General features: G+C 65.5%; 24 protein-coding genes. 8 read left to right on the top strand and 16 right to left on the bottom strand.

What is annotated here, in order from left to right; genetic code table 11:
- Positions 1-205 precede the first annotated feature (205 nt).
- Complete coding sequence (nrdF, locus tag A5732_RS05155; protein ID WP_170879956.1) at positions 206-1,180, bottom strand: class 1b ribonucleoside-diphosphate reductase subunit beta; 975 nt, start codon at positions 1,178-1,180, stop codon at positions 206-208.
- Between the two features lie 179 nt (positions 1,181-1,359).
- On the opposite strand from nrdF, the gene A5732_RS05150 reads away from it, so the two are divergent.
- Both A5732_RS05150 and A5732_RS05145 read left to right on the top strand, forming a co-directional pair.
- The gene (locus tag A5732_RS05150; protein WP_076051467.1) at positions 1,360-1,806 is read left to right on the top strand and encodes an SRPBCC family protein; all 447 of its coding nucleotides are present in this window, start codon (positions 1,360-1,362) and stop codon (positions 1,804-1,806) included.
- A complete protein-coding gene (locus tag A5732_RS05145; RefSeq protein WP_076101156.1) occupies positions 1,790-2,335 on the top strand; it encodes a TetR/AcrR family transcriptional regulator in 546 nt (181 codons plus the stop codon). The genes A5732_RS05150 and A5732_RS05145 overlap by 17 nt, the downstream gene beginning before the upstream one ends.
- 65 nt (positions 2,336-2,400) lie before the next feature.
- On the opposite strand, the gene A5732_RS05140 is transcribed toward A5732_RS05145, so the two are convergent.
- From A5732_RS05140 to A5732_RS05105, 8 genes are all read right to left on the bottom strand, one after another.
- Positions 2,401-3,939: a flavin-containing monooxygenase gene (locus tag A5732_RS05140; protein ID WP_076101153.1), complete on the bottom strand. Its 1,539-nt coding sequence runs from the start codon at positions 3,937-3,939 to the stop codon at positions 2,401-2,403.
- Between the two features lie 154 nt (positions 3,940-4,093).
- Positions 4,094-4,822, bottom strand: coding sequence for a TetR/AcrR family transcriptional regulator (locus tag A5732_RS05135; RefSeq protein ID WP_076101257.1), 729 nt, complete (start codon positions 4,820-4,822; stop codon positions 4,094-4,096).
- Positions 4,823-5,480: 658 nt separating this feature from the next.
- Positions 5,481-6,071: a hypothetical protein gene (locus tag A5732_RS26900; protein ID WP_076051469.1), complete on the bottom strand. Its 591-nt coding sequence runs from the start codon at positions 6,069-6,071 to the stop codon at positions 5,481-5,483.
- Positions 6,072-6,073: 2 nt separating this feature from the next.
- On the bottom strand, positions 6,074-6,757 hold the full coding sequence (locus A5732_RS26895; protein WP_142256560.1) for an adenylate/guanylate cyclase domain-containing protein: 684 nt from the start codon (positions 6,755-6,757) through the stop codon (positions 6,074-6,076).
- 181 nt (positions 6,758-6,938) lie between these two features.
- Positions 6,939-9,104, bottom strand: coding sequence for a class 1b ribonucleoside-diphosphate reductase subunit alpha (gene nrdE, locus A5732_RS05125; RefSeq protein ID WP_076101148.1), 2,166 nt, complete (start codon positions 9,102-9,104; stop codon positions 6,939-6,941).
- On the bottom strand, positions 9,074-9,520 hold the full coding sequence (gene nrdI, locus A5732_RS05120) for a class Ib ribonucleoside-diphosphate reductase assembly flavoprotein NrdI (RefSeq protein WP_064952260.1): 447 nt from the start codon (positions 9,518-9,520) through the stop codon (positions 9,074-9,076). The genes nrdE and nrdI overlap by 31 nt, the downstream gene beginning before the upstream one ends.
- Before the next feature lie 27 nt (positions 9,521-9,547).
- Positions 9,548-9,787: a redoxin NrdH gene (locus tag A5732_RS05115; protein WP_064952259.1), complete on the bottom strand. Its 240-nt coding sequence runs from the start codon at positions 9,785-9,787 to the stop codon at positions 9,548-9,550.
- 504 nt (positions 9,788-10,291) lie between these two features.
- Positions 10,292-10,846, bottom strand: coding sequence for an NAD(P)H-dependent oxidoreductase (locus tag A5732_RS05105; protein WP_076051473.1), 555 nt, complete (start codon positions 10,844-10,846; stop codon positions 10,292-10,294).
- A 90-nt stretch (positions 10,847-10,936) separates the two neighbouring features.
- Here A5732_RS05105 and A5732_RS05100 point away from each other — a divergent pair, with 90 nt between their 5' ends.
- Both A5732_RS05100 and A5732_RS05095 read left to right on the top strand, forming a co-directional pair.
- Positions 10,937-11,545 carry a TetR/AcrR family transcriptional regulator gene (locus A5732_RS05100; protein WP_076051474.1) on the top strand — a complete coding sequence of 203 codons (609 nt, stop codon included), beginning with the start codon at positions 10,937-10,939 and terminating at the stop codon, positions 11,543-11,545.
- Positions 11,542-12,594 (top strand): DNA polymerase IV, encoded by a 1,053-nt coding sequence (locus A5732_RS05095; RefSeq protein ID WP_076051475.1) that lies wholly within the window; start codon positions 11,542-11,544, stop codon positions 12,592-12,594. The genes A5732_RS05100 and A5732_RS05095 overlap by 4 nt, the downstream gene beginning before the upstream one ends.
- Here the strand turns inward: A5732_RS05095 and A5732_RS05090 are convergent.
- Together A5732_RS05090 and A5732_RS05085 are read right to left on the bottom strand one after the other, a co-directional pair.
- Positions 12,529-13,461, bottom strand: a complete 933-nt coding sequence (locus tag A5732_RS05090; protein WP_076101145.1) for an SDR family oxidoreductase — start codon at positions 13,459-13,461, stop codon at positions 12,529-12,531. The two genes, A5732_RS05095 and A5732_RS05090, sit on opposite strands and share 66 nt — an antisense overlap.
- A 30-nt stretch (positions 13,462-13,491) precedes the next feature.
- Positions 13,492-14,127, bottom strand: a complete 636-nt coding sequence (locus A5732_RS05085) for a TetR/AcrR family transcriptional regulator (RefSeq protein WP_076051476.1) — start codon at positions 14,125-14,127, stop codon at positions 13,492-13,494.
- Positions 14,128-14,241: 114 nt separating this feature from the next.
- Between A5732_RS05085 and A5732_RS05080 the strand changes: the two genes are divergently transcribed.
- The gene (locus A5732_RS05080) at positions 14,242-15,720 is read left to right on the top strand and encodes a cytochrome P450 (RefSeq protein ID WP_076101142.1); all 1,479 of its coding nucleotides are present in this window, start codon (positions 14,242-14,244) and stop codon (positions 15,718-15,720) included.
- 88 nt (positions 15,721-15,808) lie between these two features.
- On the opposite strand, the gene A5732_RS05075 is transcribed toward A5732_RS05080, so the two are convergent.
- Positions 15,809-16,330, bottom strand: coding sequence for a homocitrate synthase (locus A5732_RS05075; RefSeq protein ID WP_076101140.1), 522 nt, complete (start codon positions 16,328-16,330; stop codon positions 15,809-15,811).
- A gap of 332 nt (positions 16,331-16,662) precedes the next feature.
- Here A5732_RS05075 and A5732_RS05070 point away from each other — a divergent pair, with 332 nt between their 5' ends.
- Together A5732_RS05070 and A5732_RS26890 are read left to right on the top strand one after the other, a co-directional pair.
- Complete coding sequence (locus A5732_RS05070) at positions 16,663-16,842, top strand: hypothetical protein (RefSeq protein WP_076051479.1); 180 nt, start codon at positions 16,663-16,665, stop codon at positions 16,840-16,842.
- A 416-nt stretch (positions 16,843-17,258) separates the two neighbouring features.
- Positions 17,259-17,468 (top strand): hypothetical protein, encoded by a 210-nt coding sequence (locus A5732_RS26890; RefSeq protein WP_076051480.1) that lies wholly within the window; start codon positions 17,259-17,261, stop codon positions 17,466-17,468.
- Between the two features lie 70 nt (positions 17,469-17,538).
- Here the strand turns inward: A5732_RS26890 and A5732_RS05060 are convergent, their stop codons facing one another.
- From A5732_RS05060 to A5732_RS05050, 3 genes are all read right to left on the bottom strand, one after another.
- On the bottom strand, positions 17,539-18,531 hold the full coding sequence (locus tag A5732_RS05060) for a sensor histidine kinase (RefSeq protein WP_076051481.1): 993 nt from the start codon (positions 18,529-18,531) through the stop codon (positions 17,539-17,541).
- A 141-nt stretch (positions 18,532-18,672) separates the two neighbouring features.
- On the bottom strand, positions 18,673-20,130 hold the full coding sequence (locus tag A5732_RS05055) for a FadR/GntR family transcriptional regulator (RefSeq protein ID WP_076051482.1): 1,458 nt from the start codon (positions 20,128-20,130) through the stop codon (positions 18,673-18,675).
- A 22-nt stretch (positions 20,131-20,152) separates the two neighbouring features.
- Positions 20,153-21,346 (bottom strand): thiolase family protein, encoded by a 1,194-nt coding sequence (locus tag A5732_RS05050; RefSeq protein ID WP_076051483.1) that lies wholly within the window; start codon positions 21,344-21,346, stop codon positions 20,153-20,155.
- A 53-nt stretch (positions 21,347-21,399) separates the two neighbouring features.
- On the opposite strand from A5732_RS05050, the gene A5732_RS05045 reads away from it, so the two are divergent.
- Positions 21,400-21,735, top strand: coding sequence for a Zn-ribbon domain-containing OB-fold protein (locus A5732_RS05045; RefSeq protein ID WP_076051484.1), 336 nt, complete (start codon positions 21,400-21,402; stop codon positions 21,733-21,735).
- 10 nt (positions 21,736-21,745) lie between these two features.
- Here A5732_RS05045 and A5732_RS05040 read toward each other — a convergent pair whose 3' ends face one another.
- On the bottom strand, positions 21,746-23,911 hold the full coding sequence (locus tag A5732_RS05040) for an acyl-CoA dehydrogenase (protein ID WP_076101137.1): 2,166 nt from the start codon (positions 23,909-23,911) through the stop codon (positions 21,746-21,748).
- Positions 23,912-24,001 lie beyond the last annotated feature (90 nt).

Below are 24,001 nucleotides of genomic sequence, written 5' to 3'. Positions count from 1 at the left end.
GCGAGTTGCACGGAACAACATACTTTCCAAACCTCCCCGTTCGCGACCCTGATATTTGGTGACGTGTCCCGATGCGTCGATGGCAGCGTAATGGCTTGCACGTCTAGTTACAAAGTGGATTTGTAAAAACTTAGGCGCCGTTTATAAAGCAGCCCGGTGAGCCCCTCAGACGTGCATCCGCTCTATGAAGGCTATAGACGCGCCGCTAGAAGTCCCAGTCCTCGTCCTCGGTGACGACGGCCTTGCCGATCACGTAGGACGAGCCCGAGCCGGAGAAGAAGTCGTGGTTCTCGTCGGCGTTGGGCGACAGCGCGGACAGGATGGCCGGGTTCACGTCGGTCTCGTCGCGCGGGAACAGCGCCTCGTAGCCGAGGTTCATCAGCGCCTTGTTGGCGTTGTAGCGCAGGAACTTCTTGACGTCTTCGGTCAGCCCGACCTCGTCGTACAGGTCCTGGGTGTACTCCACCTCGTTGTCGTAGAGCTCGAAGAGCAGCTCGTAGGTGTAGTCCTTGAGCTCCTGCTTGCGCGCGTCGTCGACCAGCGCCAGGCCGCGCTGGTATTTGTAGCCGATGTAGTAGCCGTGCACGGCCTCGTCGCGGATGATCAGCCGGATCATGTCGGCGGTGTTGGTCAGCTTCGCGCGGCTCGACCAATACATCGGCAGGTAGAAGCCGGAGTAGAACAGGAAGCTCTCCAGCAGCGTGGAGGCGACCTTGCGCTTAAGCGGCTCGTCGCCCTTGTAGTACTGCATGACGATCTCGGCCTTGCGCTGCAGGTTGGGGTTCTCCTCCGACCAGCGGAAGGCGTCGTCGATCTCGGCGGTCGAGCACAGCGTGGAGAAGATGTTGCTGTAGCTGCGCGCGTGCACCGACTCCATGAAGGCGATGTTGGTGTAGACGGCCTCTTCGTGCGGCGTCAGCGCGTCGGGAATCAGGCTGACCGCGCCGACGGTGCCCTGGATGGTGTCCAGCAGCGTCAGGCCGGTGAAGACCCGCATGGTCATCTGCTTCTCGTGGGCGGTCAGAGTGCCCCACGACGGCAGGTCGTTGGATACCGGCACCTTCTCGGGCAGCCAGAAGTTGCCGGTCAACCGGTCCCAGACCTCGGCGTCCTTTTCGTCTTGCAGCCGGTTCCAGTTGATCGCCGAAACGCGGTCGATCAGCTTCATGTTTTCGCTCACCAGAACCCCACTTCACACACCGTTTTGCCGGATGAATCCCAGGCTCCAAACACTACCCCTGGGGTGCGACAAGCAACGGCAACACAACAACTTGTGTTTACGTGTCGCCGACGTGTCCGGCCGCCACCGGATTCGATCCAACCTCCAGTATTGCGCGTTGATGATGTACCATTTGGTACATGTTTACCGAAGACGGCGTCGAGATCGACGCACCGCCCCAACTCGTCTGGGAGGTCTTCACCGACGTCGAGCACTGGCCCGAGTGGACCGCGTCGGTCACTTCCCTTGTCGGCCTTGATGGTTCGACCCTTGCAGCCGGCAGGCGGTTCGCGATCAAGCAGCCCGGCATGTCGAAGCTGGTCTGGAAGGTCACCGAGATCGCCCCGGGTAGGTCATGGACCTGGGTGCAGAGCTCGCCCGGGGCGCGGGTCACCGCCCGGCACGAGGTCATCGCCCAGCCCGGCGGCCGCACGCTGGTCCGCCAGCAACTCGACCAGCGCGGCGCGCTGGGCGCCCTCGTCGGGCGGCTGATGGCCAAGAAGACCAAGCGCTTCCTGCAACTCGAGGCCCAGGGCCTCAAGGCTCGATCAGAGCAGCTCAGCCGCGCCGATGGCGCGCACTCCTGACAACGAGCGGCGCCGGCAGCTCCTCGATGCGCTGGTAGCCGAGTTCGCCGCCGGCGGCATCGGCGACCGGTCGCTGCGCGAGGTGGCCGCCGCGGTCGGTACCAGCCACCGGATGCTGTTGCACCACTTCGGTTCTCGCGAAGATCTGCTCGTGGCGATCGTCGAGGAGGTCGAGCGACGCCAGATGGGACTGCTGCCCGACTTGCCGACCGACCCGGCCGAGGGCTTTGCGGCGATGTGGGAGGACCTGCGTCGACCCGAGCTGCGCGAATCCGAGCGACTGTTCTTCGAGTGCTATGCCCGCGCGGCTGTGGGCGAAAAGCCTTTTGCCCGAATGATTCCCGGCGCCGTCGAGAGCTGGCTCGCCGAGGTCGAGGCGGTCGCCGAGAGTCCGATGGACCCCGCGCTCGCCCGGCTGGGACTGGCGGTCACCCGTGGCCTGCTGCTGGATCTCGTTGCGACCAATGACGAGTCCGGCGTGGACGCGGCCGCGCAGGCATTCATCCGACTTTTGACAACACCGAGATGAGCGTGTCCACGCCCGTGGTGCCGCCAGTCGAGCGAAAACCGTAGCACCGCAACAACTTCGCTCGGCTAGGCCGTCGCGCGGCTGCCCATGTTCACACCATAGAACTGGTATTCGTCGGGCTTGACCGAACGGGTCGCACGCCAGTACTCCCAGGTGTAGCCGCCCCAGAGCACGGTGTTCTTGCCGTGCTCGTCCAGATACCAGCTGCTGCAGCCGCCGCTGTTCCACACCGACGGGCCCAGCCTGCGCTGCAACTCGTCGTTGAACTTGTCCTGGGCGGCGCGCGTCGGCGCCAGCGCCTGGGCACCCAGCTTGTCACAGGTCGCGATCGCGTCTGCGACATAACGGATCTGCGATTCGATCATGAACACCACGGAGTTGTGCCCCAGCCCGGTGTTGGGCCCCAGCAGGAAGAACAGGTTGGGCACGTCGGCGATGGTGATCCCGCGGTGCGCGCCGATGCCCTCCCGGTTCCACCGGTCCACCAGGTCCTCGCCGTGCAGCCCCTTGATCTGGACGTAGGTGTAGGAGTCGGTGACGTGGAAACCGGTGGCGTACACGATCACGTCGGCCTGCCGGTGCGTTCCGTCGGCGGTGACGATGCCGTCGGCGGTGATCCGCGCGATGTGGTCGGTGACCAGTTCGGTCTTCGGGTTGGCGACCGCGGGGTAATACGTGGTGGAGTTCAGGATTCGCTTGCATCCGATGCTGTAGTGCGGGGTCAGCTTGCGACGCAGCTCCCGGTCCTTGACCGACCGGCGAATGTTGTACTTGCTGTAGACCTCGATGAACTTCAACAATTTCGGCCGCTTGGTCATGCCGATGGCCAGCGCCTCCTGCCCCCAATAGATGACGAGGCGGACCAGCGCACGCAGGCCGGGCACGTTCTCCATGGCCCGGCGCACCGCCGGCGGGATCTCGGGGTTCGAACGCGGCACCACCCACGGCGGGGTGCGCTGGTAGAGCTGAAGTTCGGCAACCTGGTCGATGATCTCCGGCACGATCTGGATCGCGCTCGCTCCGGTCCCGATCACCGCCACTCGCTTGCCGGTCAGGTCGACGCTGTGGTCCCACTCCGCGGAATGGAAAGCGGCGCCACGGAATTCGTCGCGGCCCTCGATGTCGGGCAAGGACGGGATGTGCAGCGCGCCGGCACCCGAGATCAGGAATTGCGCGACGTACTCGCGCCCGTCGGCGGTGAACACGTGCCAGCGGTTCTCGTCATCGTCCCAGTGCGCACGATCCACCAGCGAGTTGAACTCGACGTAGCGGCGCAGCCCGTACTTCTCGGTGACCCCTTTGAGGTAGTCCCAGATCTCGGGCTGATAGGAGAACGGGTTCTTCCAGTCGGGCTTGGGCTCGAACGAGAACGAGTACAGGTGCGACGGGATGTCGCAGGCGCACCCCGGGTAGCTGTTGTCTCGCCAGGTCCCGCCGATGTCGGCGGCCTTCTCCAGGATGACGAAGCCGATGCCCTGCTTCTGCAGCGCGATCGCCATGCCCAGGCCGGAAAACCCGGTCCCGATGATGACGGCGCGCGTGTGCACCGGTTTGTGGGCGCTGGCCCCCGACAGTGTCTCGGTTTGTGTCACGACGTCGGTCACGGTCGATCGGTCCTTCTATCCAGGCCTGTTTCGGGTCGGCGTTAGCTGGCGTCTTCGGCTGCTGCCCCCGGCTGACGCAGATACCCAGTACCCAGGGTATCGGTTTGGACGAGTGTTATCGATGGCCGCGGCGATTGTCAACGCCGCGGCTCGCTCAGCCCGCGGCCGGCTTAACGGTCACCATGTCGTGAATGGGCAGGTCAGGGTCCATCGTGATGCCCAGCGCCTCGGCGGTGCCGACGATTACTCCCATCATGATGGTCGTCAGGTGCGCAACGAACTGCTCACGCGACATCAGGCGCGGGCTTTCCGGCTCGGGACCCAGCCACCACTCGGTGGCCGACGCGGCACAGCCGAAGGCCGCGTGCCCGGCCAGCTCGACCGCCGCATGGTCGAGATCCATCTCGCGCAGCTCGTTGTCGAACATGTCGGCCACGGCCAGCGTGATGCCACGTCCCTCGTCCAGGATCTGAGGGCTGGCGGCCGAGCGGCCCTGGATGAACACGCGCAGCACGTTGGGGTGCTTGTCGACCAGGACCACGTACTCCTCGACGCTGCGCCGGATCACCTCGCGGGCCGAGTCGGTTTTCAGGTCGATGGACGCGAAGATCGCCGCCCACAGCATGTCGCGCAGCCGCTCCCCGATCGCCTGAAACAGGTCGGACTTGTCGTGAAAATGCCGGTAGATCTTGGGTTTGGCGGTGCCGGCCTCCTCGGCGATCTCCCGCACGGACAGCTCGGGCCCGAGGCGGTCGATGGCGCGGAAGGCCGCGTCGACGATTTCGCTGCGCACTTTCTTGCGGTGTTCGCGCCAGCGTTCGCTGCGCGCATCGACCTTGGCCCCAGGCTTGACGCTGGGGTGGGGTCGGGGAATTCTCACCACGTCAAGCACTTTACCTCGTCGCGGCTTCTGACCTGGGCAGACTACTTATTCTGCGCGAGGAGCGTGGGGTTTGGCTGGAATTACAGATGGCGAACTTATGTGCTGACGCGCTCCCGCATCGGCCCAAGTGGCAACGGAAATCAATATGACTGCAGCAGCAAGGCTCAGACCAAACCACCGAAGAGCGTTTTTAAACGCTCTGTATTTATCCCGCGCAATGCAAGCGAGCATGTAGTTCTGCGCCCACGCTTCTTGGATGACCTTGGCCCAGGAGAGCTCTGGGACTGCCGGCCCGCCCGAAATCACACTTGGCCATGCGAACCGATTTACATCTGGCAGAAGATCGGTTCTGGGGGACAAGGCTCGGTACAAATAACTGGCGGTCACCAAAAGCGTTGCGACATAACCGATTATTAGCATTAACAGGAGCATGGCACTGCAGCCCAGCTTCCCGCTCGAAAAAGCTCTGTAAACAACGTCGGCCTTTGAGGCCGTTGCGGCTGCTACCACACCAGCAGCCGCCGCGATGATGGTGCTCTTCGTGTCGGCGTTCTTAATCCAGTTTCCAGACTCCTGTATGGCGAACCTGGCATCTAGGAGTGCCTCTGCGGAAGTCTGCACCAAGTTCGACGATTCGTCTGCATCCGGCAGCCATGACTTAGGCAGCTTCGGCAATGTATCCCTCAGACGGCCAATTCCCGGTGAATAACCACTCCACGTAGAACGCGTGCCAGTGGGCGGCCCAAGCTACGACGGTGGCGATTGAGTCTCGATCACAATCCCAATCTTCTTGTGCCGCCACGCATAGATTGCCATTCGTATATAAATGGGGCGCGTCAATCAAGCGGCGCCCTATCCGCTTCACGCGATTTTTAGGTTCGATAGGAACAACTTTAGGCAAGCTATGGTCAAACCTATGGATCACCGCGATCCGAAAGTGGCCGATGCGTGTCTCGATGAGGCCGACCCACGCCGGCGCCAACTCGGCGTCCCCCCCAATTTCCACAAATGAGGGAAAGTAGTCCTTCATCTCGGCACGATCACGGTCCAGGGCACCCTTTGCAAGCCACCAGGGGGCATTGTCGGCAGTCTCGACTGGTTCGTCGCCACCATGGAAGGTATGCGTTGTCAGGGGAAGTCCAACGCAGGCAGTTGTAGCCTTGCTCGTCTGGAATTCGAGTCTGCCACTTGGCAACACCACACGTGAGCAGTTGTATCCGTGATGCCTGAGCATCTCTTTGATTGTCATGGTTAGATCACCAATTCCTCTAGCGGTAGGCCACGAAGCTCATCGATCGTCGAATCGACCCACTTGAGCGACTTTGCCCAACGGTACTTCGAGAAACCGTACGTTTTGGTCTCATAATCTCGCTGGTATTTCTTGGGTGAACCCGGGTGCGTCTCCAGAAGCGTCTCGTCGACGATGTACGAGGCAAACCTTTCGCCGACCACGAACTCCCAAGAGGCAGCGGCCTTCTCGCACTTGGCCGCAAAATTTGGCGCAAAACCAATAACATTGACTTCGCTGGCTTCGAAACTACCGCTGCGTACAAAGAAGGTTTCTCCAAAGTCCGCGCCGCCCCGCGCTTGGATCGGCTCAATGCCACGAAATTTCAGTTTCGGATTCAAGTCGTTCTGAATGGCATCGATTGCTGTCGCGCCCGCAATCGATGCGATGGCCACGCTCACCTCCGGGTTTGCGACAGGTCCGAAACCAGCGAACAAGCCATCTCCGCGCAACCCGAGCACGTGGCCGCCGAGCTCAGTCACAACCTGGGCGAATGCGCACAACACACTGTGCGCTAACAGCGTTACCTCTTCGGGATCATCCCAGAAGGTACGTGCAGTGAAATTCGTCAAATCCAAGAAGAGTGAAGCCATGTTGCACGAGCGGCGTTCACCAAGTTGAAGACCCGCGAAAAGCGGATGACCCACACCAACATGCCTTGTCACTGGCCCAGCACCAGCTATGCGATGAAATGACTTCTGACCCCCATAATTGGCCAGTACGGTGTTAGAGAAGCGGGCCCCAGCCGATGTCATCAGACGCCCTCGACATCCAGGTCCGCACTAGTTGCTGACCTGCTCCGATCAGACGACGGCCTGACGACGACTACTAAAGCATGCACGAGACGCAGCCCTCGACCTCTGTTCCTTCCAAAGCCATCTGGCGAAGGCGGATGTAGTACAGCGTCTTGATTCCCTTGCGCCAGGCGTAGATCTGCGCCTTGTTCACCTCGCGGGTGGTGGCGGTGTCCTTGAAGAACAGCGTCAGCGACAACCCCTGGTCCACGTGCTGGGTGGCCGCGGCGTAGGTGTCGATGATCTTCTCGTAACCGATTTCGTAGGCGTCCTGGTAGTACTCCAGGTTGTCGTTGGTCAGATACGGCGCCGGGTAGTAGACGCGGCCGATCTTGCCTTCCTTGCGGATCTCGATCTTGCTCGCCACCGGGTGGATCGAGCTGGTCGAGTGGTTGATGTAGCTGATCGACCCCGTCGGCGGGACGGCCTGCAGGTTCTGGTTGTAGATGCCGTGCTGCTGTACCGACTCCTTGAGCCGCTGCCAATCTTCCTGCGTCGGAATGCGGATGCCTGCCTCGGCGAAGATCTCCCGCACCCGCGGGGTGGCCGGCTCCCACGCCTGCTCGGTGTACTTGTCGAAGAATTCACCCGAGGCGTACTTCGACTTCTCGAAGCCGCCGAACTTGGTTCCCCGTTCGATCGCAATGCGATTCGACGCGCGCAGCGCGTGGTAGAGCACGGTGTAGAAGTACATGTTGGTGAAGTCGACGCCCTCTTCGGACCCGTAGAGGATGCGCTCGCGGGCCAGGTAGCCATGCAGATTCATCTGGCCGAGCCCGATCGCGTGGGACTCGTTGTTGCCCTGCTCGATTGAGGGCACCGACCAGATGTGCGTCTGATCGCTGACCGCCGTCAGCGCGCGGATCGCGACCTCGATCGTCTGCGCGAAGTCGGGCGAGTCCATCGTCTTGGCGATGTTCAGTGAGCCCAGGTTGCACGAAATGTCCTTGCCCACTTTGGCATACGACAAGTCATCGTTGAACACCGACGGCGTGGACACCTGCAGGATCTCCGAGCACAGATTCGAGTGGGTGATCTTGCCGTCGATCGGGTTGGCCCGGTTCACGGTGTCCTCGAACATGATGTAGGGGTAACCGGATTCGAACTGCAGCTCGGCCAGCGTCTGGAAGAACTCGCGCGCCTTGATCTTCGTCTTGCGGATGCGGGCGTCGTCGACCATCTCGTAGTACTTCTCCGTGACCGAGATGTCGGCGAACGGCAGGCCGTAGACCCGCTCGACGTCGTACGGCGAGAACAGGTACATGTCCTCGTTCTTCTTGGCGAGCTCGAAGGTGATGTCGGGAATCACCACGCCCAGGCTCAGCGTCTTGATGCGGATCTTCTCGTCGGCGTTCTCGCGCTTGGTGTCCAGGAACCGGTAGATGTCCGGGTGATGTGCGTGCAGGTACACCGCGCCCGCGCCCTGCCGGGCCCCGAGCTGGTTGGCGTAGGAGAACGAGTCCTCGAGCAGCTTCATGATCGGGATGACGCCGGAGCTCTGGTTCTCGATGTTCTTGATCGGGGCGCCGTGTTCGCGAATGTTGCTCAGCAGCAGCGCGACTCCCCCGCCCCGCTTGGACAGCTGCAGCGCGGAGTTGATCGATCGCCCGATTGACTCCATGTTGTCCTCGATGCGCAGCAGAAAGCAGCTCACCGGTTCGCCGCGCTGCTTCTTGCCGGAGTTCAGGAAGGTCGGGGTGGCCGGCTGGAACCGGCCGTCGATGATCTCGTCGACGAGCTTCTCGGCCAGGACGGTGTCACCGGCGGCCAGCGTCAGCGCGACCATCACGACGCGGTCCTCGAAGCGCTCCAGGTAACGCTTCCCGTCGAACGTCTTCAGCGTGTAGGAGGTGTAGTACTTGAACGCGCCCAGGAACGTCGGGAACCGGAACTTCTTGGCGTAGGCGCGATCCAGCAGCGTCTTGACGAAGTTGCGGCTGTACTGGTCGAGAACCTCACGCTCGTAATAGTTCTCCTTGATCAGGTAGTCGAGCTTCTCGTCCTGATTGTGGAAGAACACCGTGTTCTGGTTGACGTGCTGCAGGAAGTACTGATGTGCCGCCTCGCGGTCCTTGTCGAACTGAATCTTGCCGTCCGCGTCGTACAGATTCAGCATCGCGTTGAGCGCGTGGTAATCCGTCTCCCCCGGCAACGCGTGGGCTCCGGTGGTTACAGGCTCTGCAGCGACGGTTGGTGACACGTCTGTTCCTTCCAAAAATTGGCTAAGCCCGCGCGGACGGCGTCCACGTCGTCCTGGGTTCCCATTAGTTCGAAGCGGTAGAGGTACGGAACGCCGCACTTGCGCGAGATCACGTTGCCCGCGTAGGCGAATTCCGCGCCGAAGTTGTTGTTGCCCGCGGCGATGACGCCGCGGATCAACGACCGGTTGTGCTCATTGTTCAAGAAGGCAATGACCTGCTTGGGGACGTAACCGCCGGCGTTGAGGTCGGGCGTGGCCCGGCCTCCGCCGTAGGTGGGCAGGACGAGGACGTAGGGCTGGTCTACCTCGATGCGGCCATGCAGTGGGATCCGCGTGGCGGGGATCCCCAGCTTCTCGACGAAGCGGTGGGTGTTCTCCGACACCGAAGAGAAATAGACCAGGTTGCGCGACTGCACCGCAACCTCCTTACCTAACGTCTTGCCTTACGCGCTGAGTTCCGCCGTGGAGAGCGCCTTGATGCGGTCGGGCCGGAAACCGGACCAGTGGTCGTTGCCCGCCACCACCACGGGAGCCTGCAGGTAGCCCAGGGCCATCACGTAGTCACGCGCCTCGGCGTCCAGCGAGATGTCGACCTTCTCGTAGGCGATGCCCTGCTTGTCCAGCGCCTTGTAGGTGGCGCTGCACTGCACACATGCCGGCTTGGTGTACACGGTGATGCTCATAGAATGCCGCTCCTTTGCGGAAGAGGGGACCCAACGGACTGGCAACTACTTTGGGACTGCGTCTTTGCTATGTTCAGCGATCCGTCAGGCCCCCTGATTCCCGTCTTGCGGCGGTCAAGGTCGAGCGACCTGTGAATGCCGATTTCGGGGGGTTCACCGAGTCTGGCTTGCTTGGTGGTCCTGGGATCTGCCGGTGCTCGAAACACTACACCTAGTGGCTGACAAGATGTCGAGATACAAGATGTTCTGAATAACAATTTTGAAATTCCCTGGTCGTGAGCCCTGTCGCGAAAAAATCTGACCGCTCGCTCGGCGTGTCGCAGATCACACGCCGAGGCGTGGGCGCCTCTATGTATGGGTATAGCAGCGACCACCGACATCACCGCCGACGGCGACGGGACCGCCCGCAGCTAGCAAAGCCGCCAGGCGGGCCTGGCGGCTTCTGCTATTGGGTTGTGCCAACCGCGCTGGTCGCCCGGCGAGCGGCTTGTCGACTTCTGCCAATCAGCCGACTTCGGCGGCCAGCTTGCCCACCACATCACGCACGTTCGCGGACAGCTCGGCGTGGTCCGCGGGCGCCTTGCCCTCCAGGGTCTTGAACGGCACCGACAATTTGATCGCGTCCACGACCCGCGCGCCGGCAATGCCGAAGGACTTGCGGGTGTCGTCGTGCGCCCATACCCCGCCGTACCGGCCGAAGGATCCCCCGATGACCGCCAGCGGCTTGCCCTTCAGCGCGCTGTCGCCGAACGGCCGCGACAGCCAGTCGATCGCGTTCTTGATGACGGCCGGGTAGCTGCCGTTGTATTCGGGAGTCACCACCAGGGCGGCGTCGGCGTCGGCCGCCGCGGCGCGCAGCGCGGCCACCGGGGCCAGCGGCGGCGCGTCGGTGTTCATCGCGTCGTCGATCTCCTCGTTATAGAACGGCAGCTCGCCGAGCCCTTCGAAGATCGTGACGGACACGTCGTCGGCGGCGACCGCCCCCGCCAACTCGGCGATCTGGCGGTTGATCGACGCCGCCCGCAGGCTTCCCACTAACGCCAAGATTTTGGTTGCCACTGTCGGAGTTCCCTTCGGTCGTTGTGTACATCCTCGCACGGCTAAAACGGACTATAGTCCGCTTTATTCCGGCAGCGCTAAAGTGCAGGAGTGAGCGAGCGGTCGGGTGAGTTGCGCGTGCTCGCCCCCCAGGTGGTGCACCACGAGCGGGGCGACGCGGCGCGCAACCGCGCCCTGCTCCTCCAGGCTGCCCGAAACCTGGTCGCCGAGCGCGGCGCCGACGCCGTCACCACCGACGACATCGCCGCCGCGGCCGGGGTCGGCAAAGGCACGCTGTTTCGCCGCTTCGGCAGCCGGGCCGGGCTGATGATGGTGCTGCTGGACGAGGACGAACACGCCGTTCAGCAGGCGTTCCTGTTCGGTCCGCCACCGCTGGGCCCCGGCGCGCCGCCGACCGACCGGCTGGTCGCGTTCGGGCGGGAACGGATCCGTTTCGCTCACGACCATTGCGAACTGCTGTCCGCGGCCAACCGCGACCCGCAGAACCGGCACAACGCGCCGGCCACGGTGCTGCGCACGCACGTGCGCGTGCTGCTCAAGGCCGCGGGCTCGACCGGCGACCTCGACGCCCAGACCGACGCGTTGCTCGCGCTGCTGGACGTGGACTACGTCGAGCACCAACTGGCCGAGGGCGGTCACACGCTGGCGACGCTGGGCGACGCGTGGGAAAGCCTGGCGCGCAAGCTCTGCGGGCGATGAACGCCGCGCCCGCGGCGGCACCGGATTGGGTCCTGCACGTGGACCTCGACCAGTTCCTGGCGTCGGTCGAGTTGCGCCGGCACCCCGAATTGGCCGGTCTGCCGGTCATTGTCGGGGGCAGCGGCGATCCGAACGAACCGCGCAAGGTCGTCACCTGCGCCTCCTACGAGGCCCGCGAGTTCGGCGTGCGTGCGGGCATGCCGCTGCGGGCCGCCGCCCGCCGCTGCCCCGAGGCGACCTTCCTTCCCTCGGACCCGGCCGCCTACGACGAGGCGTCCGATCAGGTGATGGGGGTGCTGCGCGACGTGGGGCATCCGGTCGAAGTCTGGGGCTGGGACGAGGCCTATGTCGCGGTGAGGGCGCAGGACCCGGTCGAGGTCGCGCAGCAGATCCGCAGCGTCATCTCCTCGGAAACCGGGCTGTCCTGCTCGGTCGGCATCAGCGACAACAAGCAGCGCGCCAAGGTCGCCACCGGCTTCGCCAAACCGGGCGGCATTTTCGTGCTCACCGACGCGAACTGGATGCCGCTGATGGCCGACCGCCCAGTGGACGCGCTCTGGAGCGTGGGCCCCAAGACGGCCAAAAAACTTGCCGATCTTGAGATTACGACGGTATGGCAGCTGGCCCACTGCGACGCGGAGCTGCTGACGGCCACGTTCGGCCCGCGCACCGGGCTGTGGCTGCTGCTGTTGGCCAAGGGCGGCGGTGACAGCCAGGTCAGCGCGGAGCCCTGGGTGCCGCGCTCGCGCAGCCACATGGTCACCTTTCCGCGCGATCTCACCGATAGATCCGAAATGGACGCTGCTGTAACGGATTTGGCCGAGCGGGCGCTGACCGATGTGCTGGCGGAGGGCCGAGTCGTCGCCAGGGTGGCCGTTACCGTGCGAACGGCGACCTTCTACACGCGCACCAAAATTCGCAAGCTCGATGCGCCCAGCACCGATCGCGACGTCATCGTGGCCGCGGCCCTTCGCGTTCTCGACCTATTCGAGCTCGACCGGCCGGTCCGCCTGCTCGGCGTGCGCCTTGAGTTGGTCATGCCGGGCTAGCGGCGCCGGGCTGGGCCGCAGCGCGCGGGTGAAGATGACGTTCACCTGGCGCATGGCCACGCTATAGGGCCACCACGCAAGCCTTTTGAAGGCGTACAGCGCCCGGATGTCGGCCGAGGTGTAGATCAGGTACCGGTTCTTGGCCACTCCGGCCAGGATCTTGTCGGCGGCCTTTTCCGGCGACACGGCATGGCCGGCGAACCGCCGGACCCATCGCGCGACGTTGGGGTCTTCCCGGTCCACGCCGGCGATCTCCACGGTGCCGACCAGCGGGGTGTTCACCGCGCCCGGCACCACCACGGATACGCCGATGCGGTGGCGGGCCAGGTCGAAGCGCAGCACCTCCGACAGGCCGCGCAATCCGTACTTGCTGGCGCTGTAGGCGGCATGCCACGGCAGGGCCACCAGCCCCGCCGCCGAGGACACGTTGACCAGATGCCCGCCGCGCTTGGCCGCCACCATCGGCGGGACGAAGGTCTCGATGACGTGGATCGGACCCATCAAGTTGATGGCGACCATCTTGCTCCACTGCTGATGGGTCAGCCGGTCGACGGTGCCCCACGCCGATACGCCGGCGATGTTGAGGACGAGGTCCATGCTCGGATGTGCGGCGTGGATGTCGGCGGCGAAGGCGGCCACCTGGTCGTAGTCGGCGATGTCCAGCGCGCGATGCTCGGGGACCTGCGCGCCCAGGGCGCGCGCGTCGGCCACGGTCTGTTCGAGACCGTCGCGGTCGCGGTCGGTCAGGTAGAGCTCGGCGCCCTGCGCCGCTAGCCGCAATGCCGTGGCGCGGCCGATGCCGCTCGCCGCACCGGTGACAAGGCACCGCTTTCCCGCAAAAGACCGCCCGGATCCCCTCTGCGCCATGGCCGTGACGATACCGCCGGTACCACCGCGCTAGGGACGGCCCGCCCACAGCGCGTGCAGCCACAACTGCTCGAGGACGCGCACCCGTCGGTCACGGTCGCTGTCGCGCCCGGTCAGGATCGGGTCGCCGGTCAGCACCAGGGCGGTGGTGCCGGCCAGGGTGCGGATCAGCGTCGGCAGGTCGTCACTGATCGGCCTGGCCGTCCCGGCCTTCATCTCGGTCTCGACGATCCCGACGATCTGGCCCAGCACCACCTCGAACTGCTGGTCCAGCAGATCGCGAATCTCGACGTCGGTGTTGCGGGCCTCGTTGCAGGCGGTGACGACGGGGTCGTTGTGCGCATAGACCGCCGCGGCGCTGCCGACCATCCGCTTGGCGAACTCTTCGGGTGACTCGCCGGCCTGCCGGGGGGCGAAGTACTCGGTGAGTTCCTCGAGCTCCTCGGCGGCCTCGGCCATGAGTTGTGCCAGCACCGCGTACTTGGAGTCGAAGTAGAAGTAGAAGCCGGATCGCGCCACGCCCGCCCGCAGGCTGATGGTGCTCACCGACAACTCGGCAAACGGCTTTTCCTGCAGGAGTTCGCGCACCGCCTGCACGATCGCCTGGCGTTGCTTGTCGCCACGCCGTCGTGCGCCCGGCTCTGGATTTGCGGGGTGGCTGGTCACTCCCTGACCTTGCACCACGCCGCGCGAAAAGCAAACTTGACAGCCGTCAAGTTTGTCAGCGAAGGTAATAAATCAGTGACGGCCGTCACCGGGAGGGCACGCAAAGGAGCGTTTATGACCGCCACCATCAGCACCCCGCAGTATCTGCTGGATCAGGCGCGGCGCCGGTTCACCCCGACGCTGCAGACCATCCCGGGGATGGGTGCGATCGAGAAGCGCCTGCTCGCCCACGAGTGGGAGACCAAAGTCCTGGCGGAACCGCCGCCCGGCAGCGACCTCAAGCCCGTGCTGGGTGACGCCGGGCTCCCGATCCTCGGCCACATCATCGAGCTGTTCCGCGGCGGCCCGGACTACGCGTTGCATCTCTACCGAAACCACGGCCCGCTGATTTACCTGGACTCGCCGATCATGCCGGCGGTCACCGCGCTGGGGCCCGACGCCACCCAGGCCGTGTTCTCCAACAGGAACAAGGACTTCTCCCAGAAGGGCTGGCACCCGGTGATCGGGCCGTTCTTCAACCGCGGGCTGATGATGCTCGACTTCGACGAGCACATGCACCACCGCCGGATCATGCAGGAGGCCTTCACCCGCAGCCGGCTGACCGGCTACGTCGAGCACATCGACCGGGTCGCCACCGACATCGTCGCCAATTGGCCGACCAACGACGCGCGATTCCTGTTCCACCCGGCGATGAAGGAACTCACCCTGGACGTCGCGTCGCTGGTGTTCATGGGGCACGAGCCGGGGTCCGACCATGACCTGGTCACCAAGGTCAATCAGGCGTTCACCACGACGACGCGCGCAGGCGGCGCGATCATCCGGCAGCCGATTCCGCCGTTCAAGTGGTGGCGCGGTCTGAAGGCCCGCAAGTTGCTCGAGGACTACTTCGTCGAGCGGGTCAAGGACCGCCGCAACGCGACGGGCAACGACATGCTGACCGTGCTGTGCCACACCGAGGACGACGACGGCAACAGCTTCACCGACGAGGACATCGTCAACCACATGATCTTCCTGATGATGGCCGCGCACGACACGTCCACCTCGACGACCACCACGATGGTCTACAACATGGCCGCCAACCCGGAATGGCAGGAGCGGGCGCGCGAGGAGTCGGCCCGCCTGGGCGACGGACCGCTGGACATCGAGTCGCTGGAGAAGCTGGAAACGCTCGAACTCATCATGAACGAGTCGCTGCGCATGGTGACGCCGCTGCCGTTCAACATGCGGATGGCGGTGCGCGACACCGAGCTGCTGGGCCACTACATCCCAGCCGGAACCAACATCACCATCTGGCCCGGCATGAATCACCGGCTGTCCGAATTGTGGACGGAGCCAGACAAATTCGACCCGGAGCGGTTCGCCGAACCGCGCTCGGAGCACAAGAAGCACCGGTACGCGTTCGCGCCGTTCGGCGGTGGTGCGCACAAGTGCATCGGCATGGTGTTCGGCCAGCTGGAGGTCAAGACCGTGGTGCACCGGCTGCTGCGCCGCTACCGCATGGAGCTGGCCCGGCCGGGCTACCAGCCGCACTGGGACTACGGCGGCATGCCCATTCCGATGGACGGCATGCCGATCGTGCTGCGCCCGCTGTAGAACGTCCGCGACGGCAGCCTTCTTCGCCGCCGTCGCGGTAGGGGCAGAGTTTCATGTGCGCTATCACTGGCGCTAGCGCACATGAAACTCACCTATCGATCTCGCACCGGGCGGCGAACAGCCGGTTGGCGCAGGCGATCACGGCGCGCAGCGCCGACTGGGTCGGATCGTCCGCCCAGCCCATCGCCCACTCGGTGCGGACGCCGTTGCTGCCGCGGATGAAAGTCGCGCTGCCGGTTGCCGATCGCATCTGATGGAACTTCACCACCTCGACCGTGATCCCACGCTCATGCAGCATCGCGGTCAGGGCCGCGATCGGCCCCGACGCGGCCGCGGTGACGGTGCTGATCCGATCGCCTACGGCGATCACGGCCCGGTAGTCGCGGGGCTGCGGGCCCAGTCGGGTCGCGGCGCGTCCGTCGTCGGCGCACTGCCAGTCACCCAGCCGCAGCGGGCCTACGGTGCGCCCATAGGTCGCGACGAAGCCTGCCCACGACATGGCGTCGGCCTGCTCGCGCAGGCCTAGGGGCAGCGCGACGCCGAAGCGTTCGCCAAACCACACGTGGGCGGAATCGAAATTTTGGAGCTGATTGCGCTCGGGAAAAGTCATGGTGCCGGTCTTCTCGGGTCAGCAGGAGCGACCGACGGCAGTAGCTTCCCACCCACAGCGGGGGGTCGGTCCGGATCAGACCCCGCTGCGGGTGCTAGCTACTACGACTCGCTCGAAAAGACGCACGAGCGTTGACATTAGACGCCCGGCCACCGTCTCTGCAACTGCCCTCGACGGCCGCGAAACGCCGCTGAGCCGCACAAACGGGCCGTACAAAAAAATATAGAAACCAATCCTAAAAGTTTGGTTTACGCGCGTTTAACAGGGGGTATGTCGCCGAGCAGCAGTCAATTAGACGGCTGTTCAACTACCCCTCACCGAAAGGCACGATCATGAAGGCGAAGAGCGCCAAGAAAACCCTCAAAGCTGCCGTAGCGGCCCTCGGGGTGACCGCGGTGTTGGCAGTACCGGGCTGTGCGACGGTCGGCGGAGCCGGGGGCTCGGGCCTCATCGGCGGCGCGGGCGGTGGCGGCACCACCATCGGCGGAGTTCTAGGCAGCCTCGGCCTTTAATCGGTTGAGCAAGCGTCCCGCCGGGACCTGGTCTCGGCGGGGCGCTATTTCCTCACTCGCTTCGTCTATCCGGCGATCCGGATGACGAAGAATTCCTAACCCGACTTCGGCCGGGATCGAGCGCGCAATAGCGCCACAACAATGGCGCTATTGCGCTGCGAATTGCCCCTTTGTCGGCATCGCTGTGGGCCGTGCAATTGGTCATTTACCCGCGGCGGCTGCGCCATGTTATGCGCGCCCGGCGGTCTACGAATGATGATGCTGCAGTGACTAATTGGCGTGCGCAGGACGCCCACAACGCACCCGAAACCAAATGCAAATTAGAGCTTTACGTGTGTTCAATAGCCGTTGTAACATCCGTTAAATAGAGCGGTTTACCTGCGGGCCTGTGCCCTCCACATGAAAGGATGTGATTTATGAATTCAACGAGGACAAAGAAGGTTGTTAAAGCCACCGCGGCCGCCGCGGGATTCGTCGTGGTGCTGTTCGCGCCGACCGGATGCTTGGTAAGCGGCACCACTACCGGAGGCACGCTGGGCGGCACCACCGGCGGCACGGTCGGTGGCACCGTCGGCGGCACGGTCGGTGGCATCGTCGGGGGGATCACCGGGGCGCTCGGCCTCTGAGCGCAAAAGACAAGCGACCCGCGGGGACCGGTGGTCTCGGCGGGTCGCTATTTTCGTGGACGGTTTCGTCCTATCCGGCCGGACCGACAGCGGGCTCGCACCGTAGATACGCGTGAATCGTCGTACCGGTCCTGGTGGTGTGGGTGCGCACCAAGTCCGAGATGGCGTTCACCAGATACAGGCCGCGACTCGCGGGACCACAGGGGCCCGGGTCCAGGCGGCCCACCATCGGGTCGTCGAATCGCCCGGTGTCGCGTGCCTCGCAGATCAGGTGCCCGTCGTCCTGCCAGAAGGCCAACCGGCAGCCGCCACCGGTGTACATCAGGCTGTTGGTGGCCAACTCGGTGGCGACCAGCTGCAGATCCTCAATGCAGTCCTGCGAGAGCCCCATCCAGCCCGCGTAGTCGACGGCGAAGGACCGGGCCGGCCGAAGGTCCGCCGACTTGCGGACCATGTAGGTCACGGCGCCGGGGCCGGCTGCCAGCGGTTGGTTGCAGCGTTCCAGGACGTCCCTGGGAGCGAAATTCGGACTGTGCAGCAGCGCACCGCATTCCCACAGCAGCGGATGCGTGGCGCGGGCGTCGGCCAGGACGGCATCGTCGAGCCGGCTCGCGTCGTACAGGCACAGGCTGGTCGCCGGGTACCCGTCCATCGCCTCGTTGACGAGCGCTTCGTGCTCGATGCAGGAGACGAACTCCTCGTCGGTACGGCCGGGCCACGCGAGCTGGCTGACGATCCGGACTCGTTGGTCCGGGTGCTCGTCGATGAACGCGCCCTCCATAGCCATGAACCGGCTCGGGTTGCGGGCCACCTCGGTGATGTCGGTCATGCACACGTTGGCGGATAAGTCGCCGCCGGCGTACAACTCGTCGCGCAGCAGCGCCAGTGTCTCGGGAGGCGCGGCAAGCAGCACCGCCTCGTCCGCCGCCAGACCGTCGGCGACGAAGCCGCCCACCAAATCCAAAAACTCCTGCTGAGAGTGATAAATGGATGCGGAGTGGACGAAACCGTATTGTCTGGTTTCGTTGCCCGCCGTCACTTCAGCGCTCTCGCTTTCGATCACTTACGCCAACCCCCTGCTGGGTCGGCTGACGCCTTCCCTTCCTTCCAGTACCCCAGACGGGCCTTCGCTATACCGCGCAACGGATCACATTTAAGTTCGCCTCATCGGAGAGGCCATTTCGACGGCCGGCGATCGCGTTTTCTACAGCCACCACGAGGCGGCCGCGTCGAGATGACGGCGGAGGCGATAAGCGGCGACGCTCTCGTCGGCCACCTCGACCGCCTCGACGATCCGCAGGTGAGCGTGGTGCACCGCCAGCACGTCTGACCAGGTCGGCAGCGCCTGCCCGGTGCTCGACCAGTGCCGGCGGAACAGCTCGACGATGATCCGCAGGAACAGGTCCAGCAGCGCATTGCCGGCGAGCTGCGCCAGGCCGACGTGGAAGTTGAACTCCTCCGCAATCGCCTGCCGCACGTCGTCGGCGGTCTGGCCCGAGTTTTCCGGCAGCCCGGACCGATGGCCCGCCAGGAACGCCGCCACCTCGGGTTCGCCCAGCCGCTTGACCACCTTGGCGACGTTGTCGATCTCGATGGCGTCGCGGACGCATCGCAGGTCTTCGCGGCTGGGGTCGCGGTACTGCAGGTACAGCGCGATCGTGTCGATGCTGGCCTGCGCCGCGGGTTGGGCGATGACGAGCCCACCGCCGGGCCCGCGGCGCATGTGGGCTATCGAGTGGTATTCGAGCAGTCGCACCGCCTCGCGGAGCACCGAGCGGCTCACCCGGTAACGCTCCAGCAGGTCCGTCTCGGTGCCGAACACCGAACCCACGTGCCAGCCGCTCGCGGCGATGTCGTCGCCGATGGTGACGGCCAGCATCTCGGCCAGTTTGCCTTGGGGCGCCTCGGAATCGAGCCGCCGGCGCCTCTTGCGACCCCGGCTCCCGTCGCCTACGTGATGCTGCTCCAGCCAGCCCGTGACGGCCTCGACGTGTCGCTCGGACAGCGTCTTGGCGCGCGCCGAATCGCCGGCCGTGACGGCCGCGACGATCGCGGAGTGGTGCGCGTGCAGATGGTCGACCGCCTCGATCGCCTCGGTCGCCGAGTCCGTTCGCGACGCCAACGCGTAGCGGGTGGTGAGCCGCATCAGGACGTTGATGAACAGTTGCAGCACCGGGTTTTTGGATTGCTCGGCCAGCGCCATGTGGAACTCGTCGCGCGGCGCCGGCAAACCGGGCTTCCACTGCTGTTCGGCCTGCAGCACCGCCCGCAGCCGCGCGATCCCGGCCTCGTCGATGCGCTCGGCGGCGAGCGAGGCCGCCAGCGGCTCGAGCACCAGCCGCGCGTTGAGCAAGTCACCCAGCGTCGTGCCCAGGTATTCGAGATAGATGACGACCGCGCGGGTGGCGGGCCCCGCATCGGGCTCGCAGATGTACAACCCGCCGTTGGGCCCGCGGCGCATCCGCGCGACCTGATGGTGTTCGACCAGGCGGACCGCCTCCCGCAGCACCGACCGGCTCACCCCGAAGCGCTGCTGCAGAGCCTGTTCGGAGCCCAGCGACTCGCCTACCGCCCAGCCACGGCGGACGATATCGGCTTCGATGTCGCGGGCGAGGATCGAAGCGAGTTTGTCGGCCTGGCCGGTCCTTGGCTCCTCAGTCATCCGGGCTCGATCGCCTTGTCGCTCAACAGGTCAGCAGCATGCACCCCGCGACGGGCCCACCGCCGACGGAGACGACGCCCACCTCGGGGCGACGCGATACCTGCCGCTCCCCCGCGTCGCCACGCAGCTGCAGGCACCCTTCGTGCAGCGCCCAGTAGCCGTGCATGCGCCCGGCCGAGAGCTGGCCGCCGTAGGTGTTCAGCGGCAGGTGCCCGTCGCGGGCGATCCGTTCCCCGCCCTCGACGAATGGGCCACCCTCGCCGTCGCCGCAGACCCCCAGCGCTTCCAGCCACGCCAGGGTGAGATAGGTGAATCCGTCGTAGAGCTGGGCCACCTGGAGGTCGGCGGGCTTCAACGTCGTGCGCGACCACATCTGCGCCGTGGCATCCGACATCGCCATCTTCGGATAGTCCGCGCGGTGAAACCAGCCGCCGGCGCCGTCGGACCCGCCGATCGCCTCCACCTTCACCGCGCGGTTGGGACAGTCGGCGGCGTACTCCTCGTGCGAGACCACCACCGCGATCGAGCCGTCGATCGGGACGTCGCAGTCCAGCAGCCCCAGTGGGGTGGACACCAGCCGAGCGCCCAGGTAGTCGGCCATCGTCATCGGATCCCGGTAGACCGCACGGGGATTCAACGCCGCGTTGCGCCTGCCGTTGAGCGCTATCCAGCCCAGCTGTTCTTTGGTGGTCCCGTACAGGTCCATGTGGCGGCGGCAGTTGAGCGCCAGCCAGTTGGCGGCCGAATAGGCATGCGCCGCAACCAGATCGTTGACGTCATCCATCGCACCGACGGCGGGCTTCGGCTCGCCTTCGGGTGTCTCGAACATGCGCGCCAGCGGTGGGGCCGGTGCGTTCTCTTCCTGCTTGACCGGGACGGTGCCGCCGAGCATCTGGATCGTCCGGTAGACCACCACGTGGCGGGCGCGGCGTTCGGCGACCGCGCGGCAGGCCGACATCACCGGCGAAAGCAGGCCGCCGGTGCCGAAGCCCGATCCGCAGTCCGCGGCATCGATGCGCAGCTGGGCGTTGACGTCCGCCGCGGGTGTGTCACCCAGCGTGGCGATGCCGTCGATGTCGCCGGCGGTCAGCCCGGCGTCCTCGATGGCGGCGCGCACCGCCTCCATGGTCAGCTCCAGGCCGGGGATGCCGGTGCGGCGGCCGATTCGTGAGATCCCGATGCCGGACAAGATCGCGTCTTTTTCGAAATGCGTCATGTACACCGCCCGTCAGACCAAGCATCGAATCAATTGAGTGTACTGTATTCGTCGTGACAGACGGGCCGCTGCTCATCGAATACTGCGACGGCTGCGCGCGCTGGGTGCATCCGGCCAGCGGCCAATGCCGCGAGTGCGGGGGCACGCTCGAGGCGCGGGAGGTTTCCGGGCGGGGCACCGTGTTCACCTACACGGTCAACCATCACCCGTACAACCCGGAGATCCCCACCCCGTACGTCATCGCGATCGTCGAGCTCGCCGAACAGAGCGGCCTGCGGGTCGCCGCCAATATCGTTGACTGTGAACCGGATTCGGTGAGCTGCGGAATGCCCGTCGCCCTGCGGCCGGAACGCGGCAGCGGCGGCGCGGCGCAATTCGCGCCGGCCTGACCGCCCCGGACTAGTTGATCAGCGGGTCACGCGGCATGCCGAGGATCCGCTCGGCGATCTGATTGCGCGTCACTTCCGATGTGCCGCCGGCGATCGCCATCCCGCGGGCCCCCATCATCAGCCGGCCGGCCAGCGCGCCGGCACCGTCGGTCAGCGCGACCTCGGGACCGAGCAGCGCCGCCATGATCGCGGCGCCCTCCACCATGTGCTCGGCCAGTTTGAGCTTGGTGACGTTGCCTTCCGGGCCGGGTCCAGCGCCTTCGACGCTGCGCGCGGCGCGCCGCAGGTTCAGCAGTCGCAGCGCGGTTTCCTCGGCGAGGTACGACCCGACTCGAATTCGCCCGCCCGCCAACCGATCCGGGCGTTGCTCGGTGAGCTGCACCAGTTGGTCGGCCAGTCCCTCGTAGAACGATCCGCTGCCGCCGATGCTGACGCGTTCGTTGCCCAGCGTCGCGCGCGCGACGGTCCACCCGGAGTTGGGCGTGCCGACGACGTCCTCGTCGGGGACGAACAGGTCGTTGAAGAAGACCTCGTTGAAGTCCGAGCCGCCGGTGATCTGCCGCAGTGGGCGCACCTCGACCTCGGGCGCCTTCATGTCGACGATCACCGTGGTGATGCCGGCGTGCTTCGGGGCGTCGGGGTCGGTGCGCACGGTGGCCAGGCCGCGCGCGCAGTAGTGCGCCCCGCTGGTCCAGACCTTCTGGCCGTTGATCTTCCAGCCGCCGTCCACCCGCGTGGCGCGCGTCTTGATGGACGCGGCGTCCGAGCCGGCGTCGGGCTCGGAGAACAGCTGGCACCAGATCTCGTCCTTGCGCAGCGCCTTCTCCACGAATCGTTCGATCTGCCAAGGCGTTCCGTGCTGGATCAGGGTCAGGATCACCCAGCCGGTGATGCCGTAGTCCGGTCGCTTGATGCCGGCCGCCCGGAACTCCTCGTCGATCACCAGCTGCGCAACGGCGTCGGCCGCGCGTCCCCACGGCTTGGGCCAGTGCGGCATGACGTAGCCGGTCTCGATCAGCTTGTCGCGCTGGGCCTCTTTGCCCAGCGCGGCGATCTCGGTGGCGTCGGCACGGATGCTGGTGCGCAGTTCCTCGGCTTCCGGCGGCAGGTCCAGGCTGTTCTCGCGGACCGCGCCGGCGGCGGTGCGCTCGAAGACGTCGGCGGCCGGCGCGTCACCGCCGAACAGCGCCGCGCTCACCACCGCCCGGCGCAGGTGCAGGTGCGCGTTGTGCTCCCAGGTGAAGCCGATGCCGCCGTGCACCTGGATGTTCAGTTCGGCGTTGCGGACGTAGGCCGGGAAGGCCAGCGCCGCGGCCACCGCGGCGATCAACCGGAATTGCTCCTCGTCCTCTGACGCCGCGCGAGCCGCGTCCCAGACGGCGGCGATCCCGGACTCCGCGCCCACCAACATGTTGGCGCAGTGATGCTTGACCGCCTGGAAAGTGGCGATGGTGCGCCCGAACTGCTGGCGCACCTTGGCGTAGTCGACCGCGGTGTCGACGCAGTCCGACGCCCCGCCGACGGCCTCGGCGGCCAGCAGGGTGCGAGCGCGGGCCAGGGCCGAATGCCTCGCCCCCGTCAGGACGTCGTCGCCGGAGACGCGCACGTTCTGCAGGCGGACGCGTCCGGACCGCCGGGTCGGATCGAAGTTCCCCGGCACCTCGACCGAGACACCGTCGCGGCCGCGCTCGAGCACCAGCACGTCGTCGCCGGCGGCGATCAGCAGCAGCTCGGCCAGCCCGGCGCCCAACACGATCCCGGCCTCACCCTCGGCCACGCCGTCGTTGACCCGTACCTGGCTGTCCAGTCCGATGCCCGCGGTGACGGTTCCATCGATCAGGCCGGGTAGCAGCCGCGACTTTTGTTCGGCGGTACCGTCTTTGGCGATCACCGCGGACGCGATGACGGTAGGCACGAACGGCCCCGGCGCCACCGCACGACCGAGTTCTTCGATCACCACAACGAGTTCGGGCAGCCCGAAGCCCGAGCCGCCGTACTCCTCGTCGACGTGCAGGCCGAGCCAGCCGAGCTCGACCAGGTTCTGCCAGAACCCGGGGCGCGGCTCGTCCGTGGCGTCGAGCAGCGATCGCGCCGCCCACCGCGCCTTCTGTGAGGTCAAGAACCCGCGAGCCACCTCGGCGAGTTCACGATGGTCGTCGGTTATTGCGATACCCATGAGGGCCCTCCTCGCGCCGCATGCCAGCCCGGTGTGATTGTCCCGCTCCCGCTCGGACCGCCGCGCGGTCCGCATCGTCGGAGCTGAAGC

It is taken from the genome of Mycobacterium colombiense (genome assembly GCF_001953985.1).
Taxonomy (GTDB): Bacteria; Actinomycetota; Actinomycetes; order Mycobacteriales; family Mycobacteriaceae; genus Mycobacterium; species Mycobacterium colombiense_B.
Note: the sequence above shows the minus strand (reverse complement) of the source record. Positions and strands in the feature narration are given on the sequence as shown.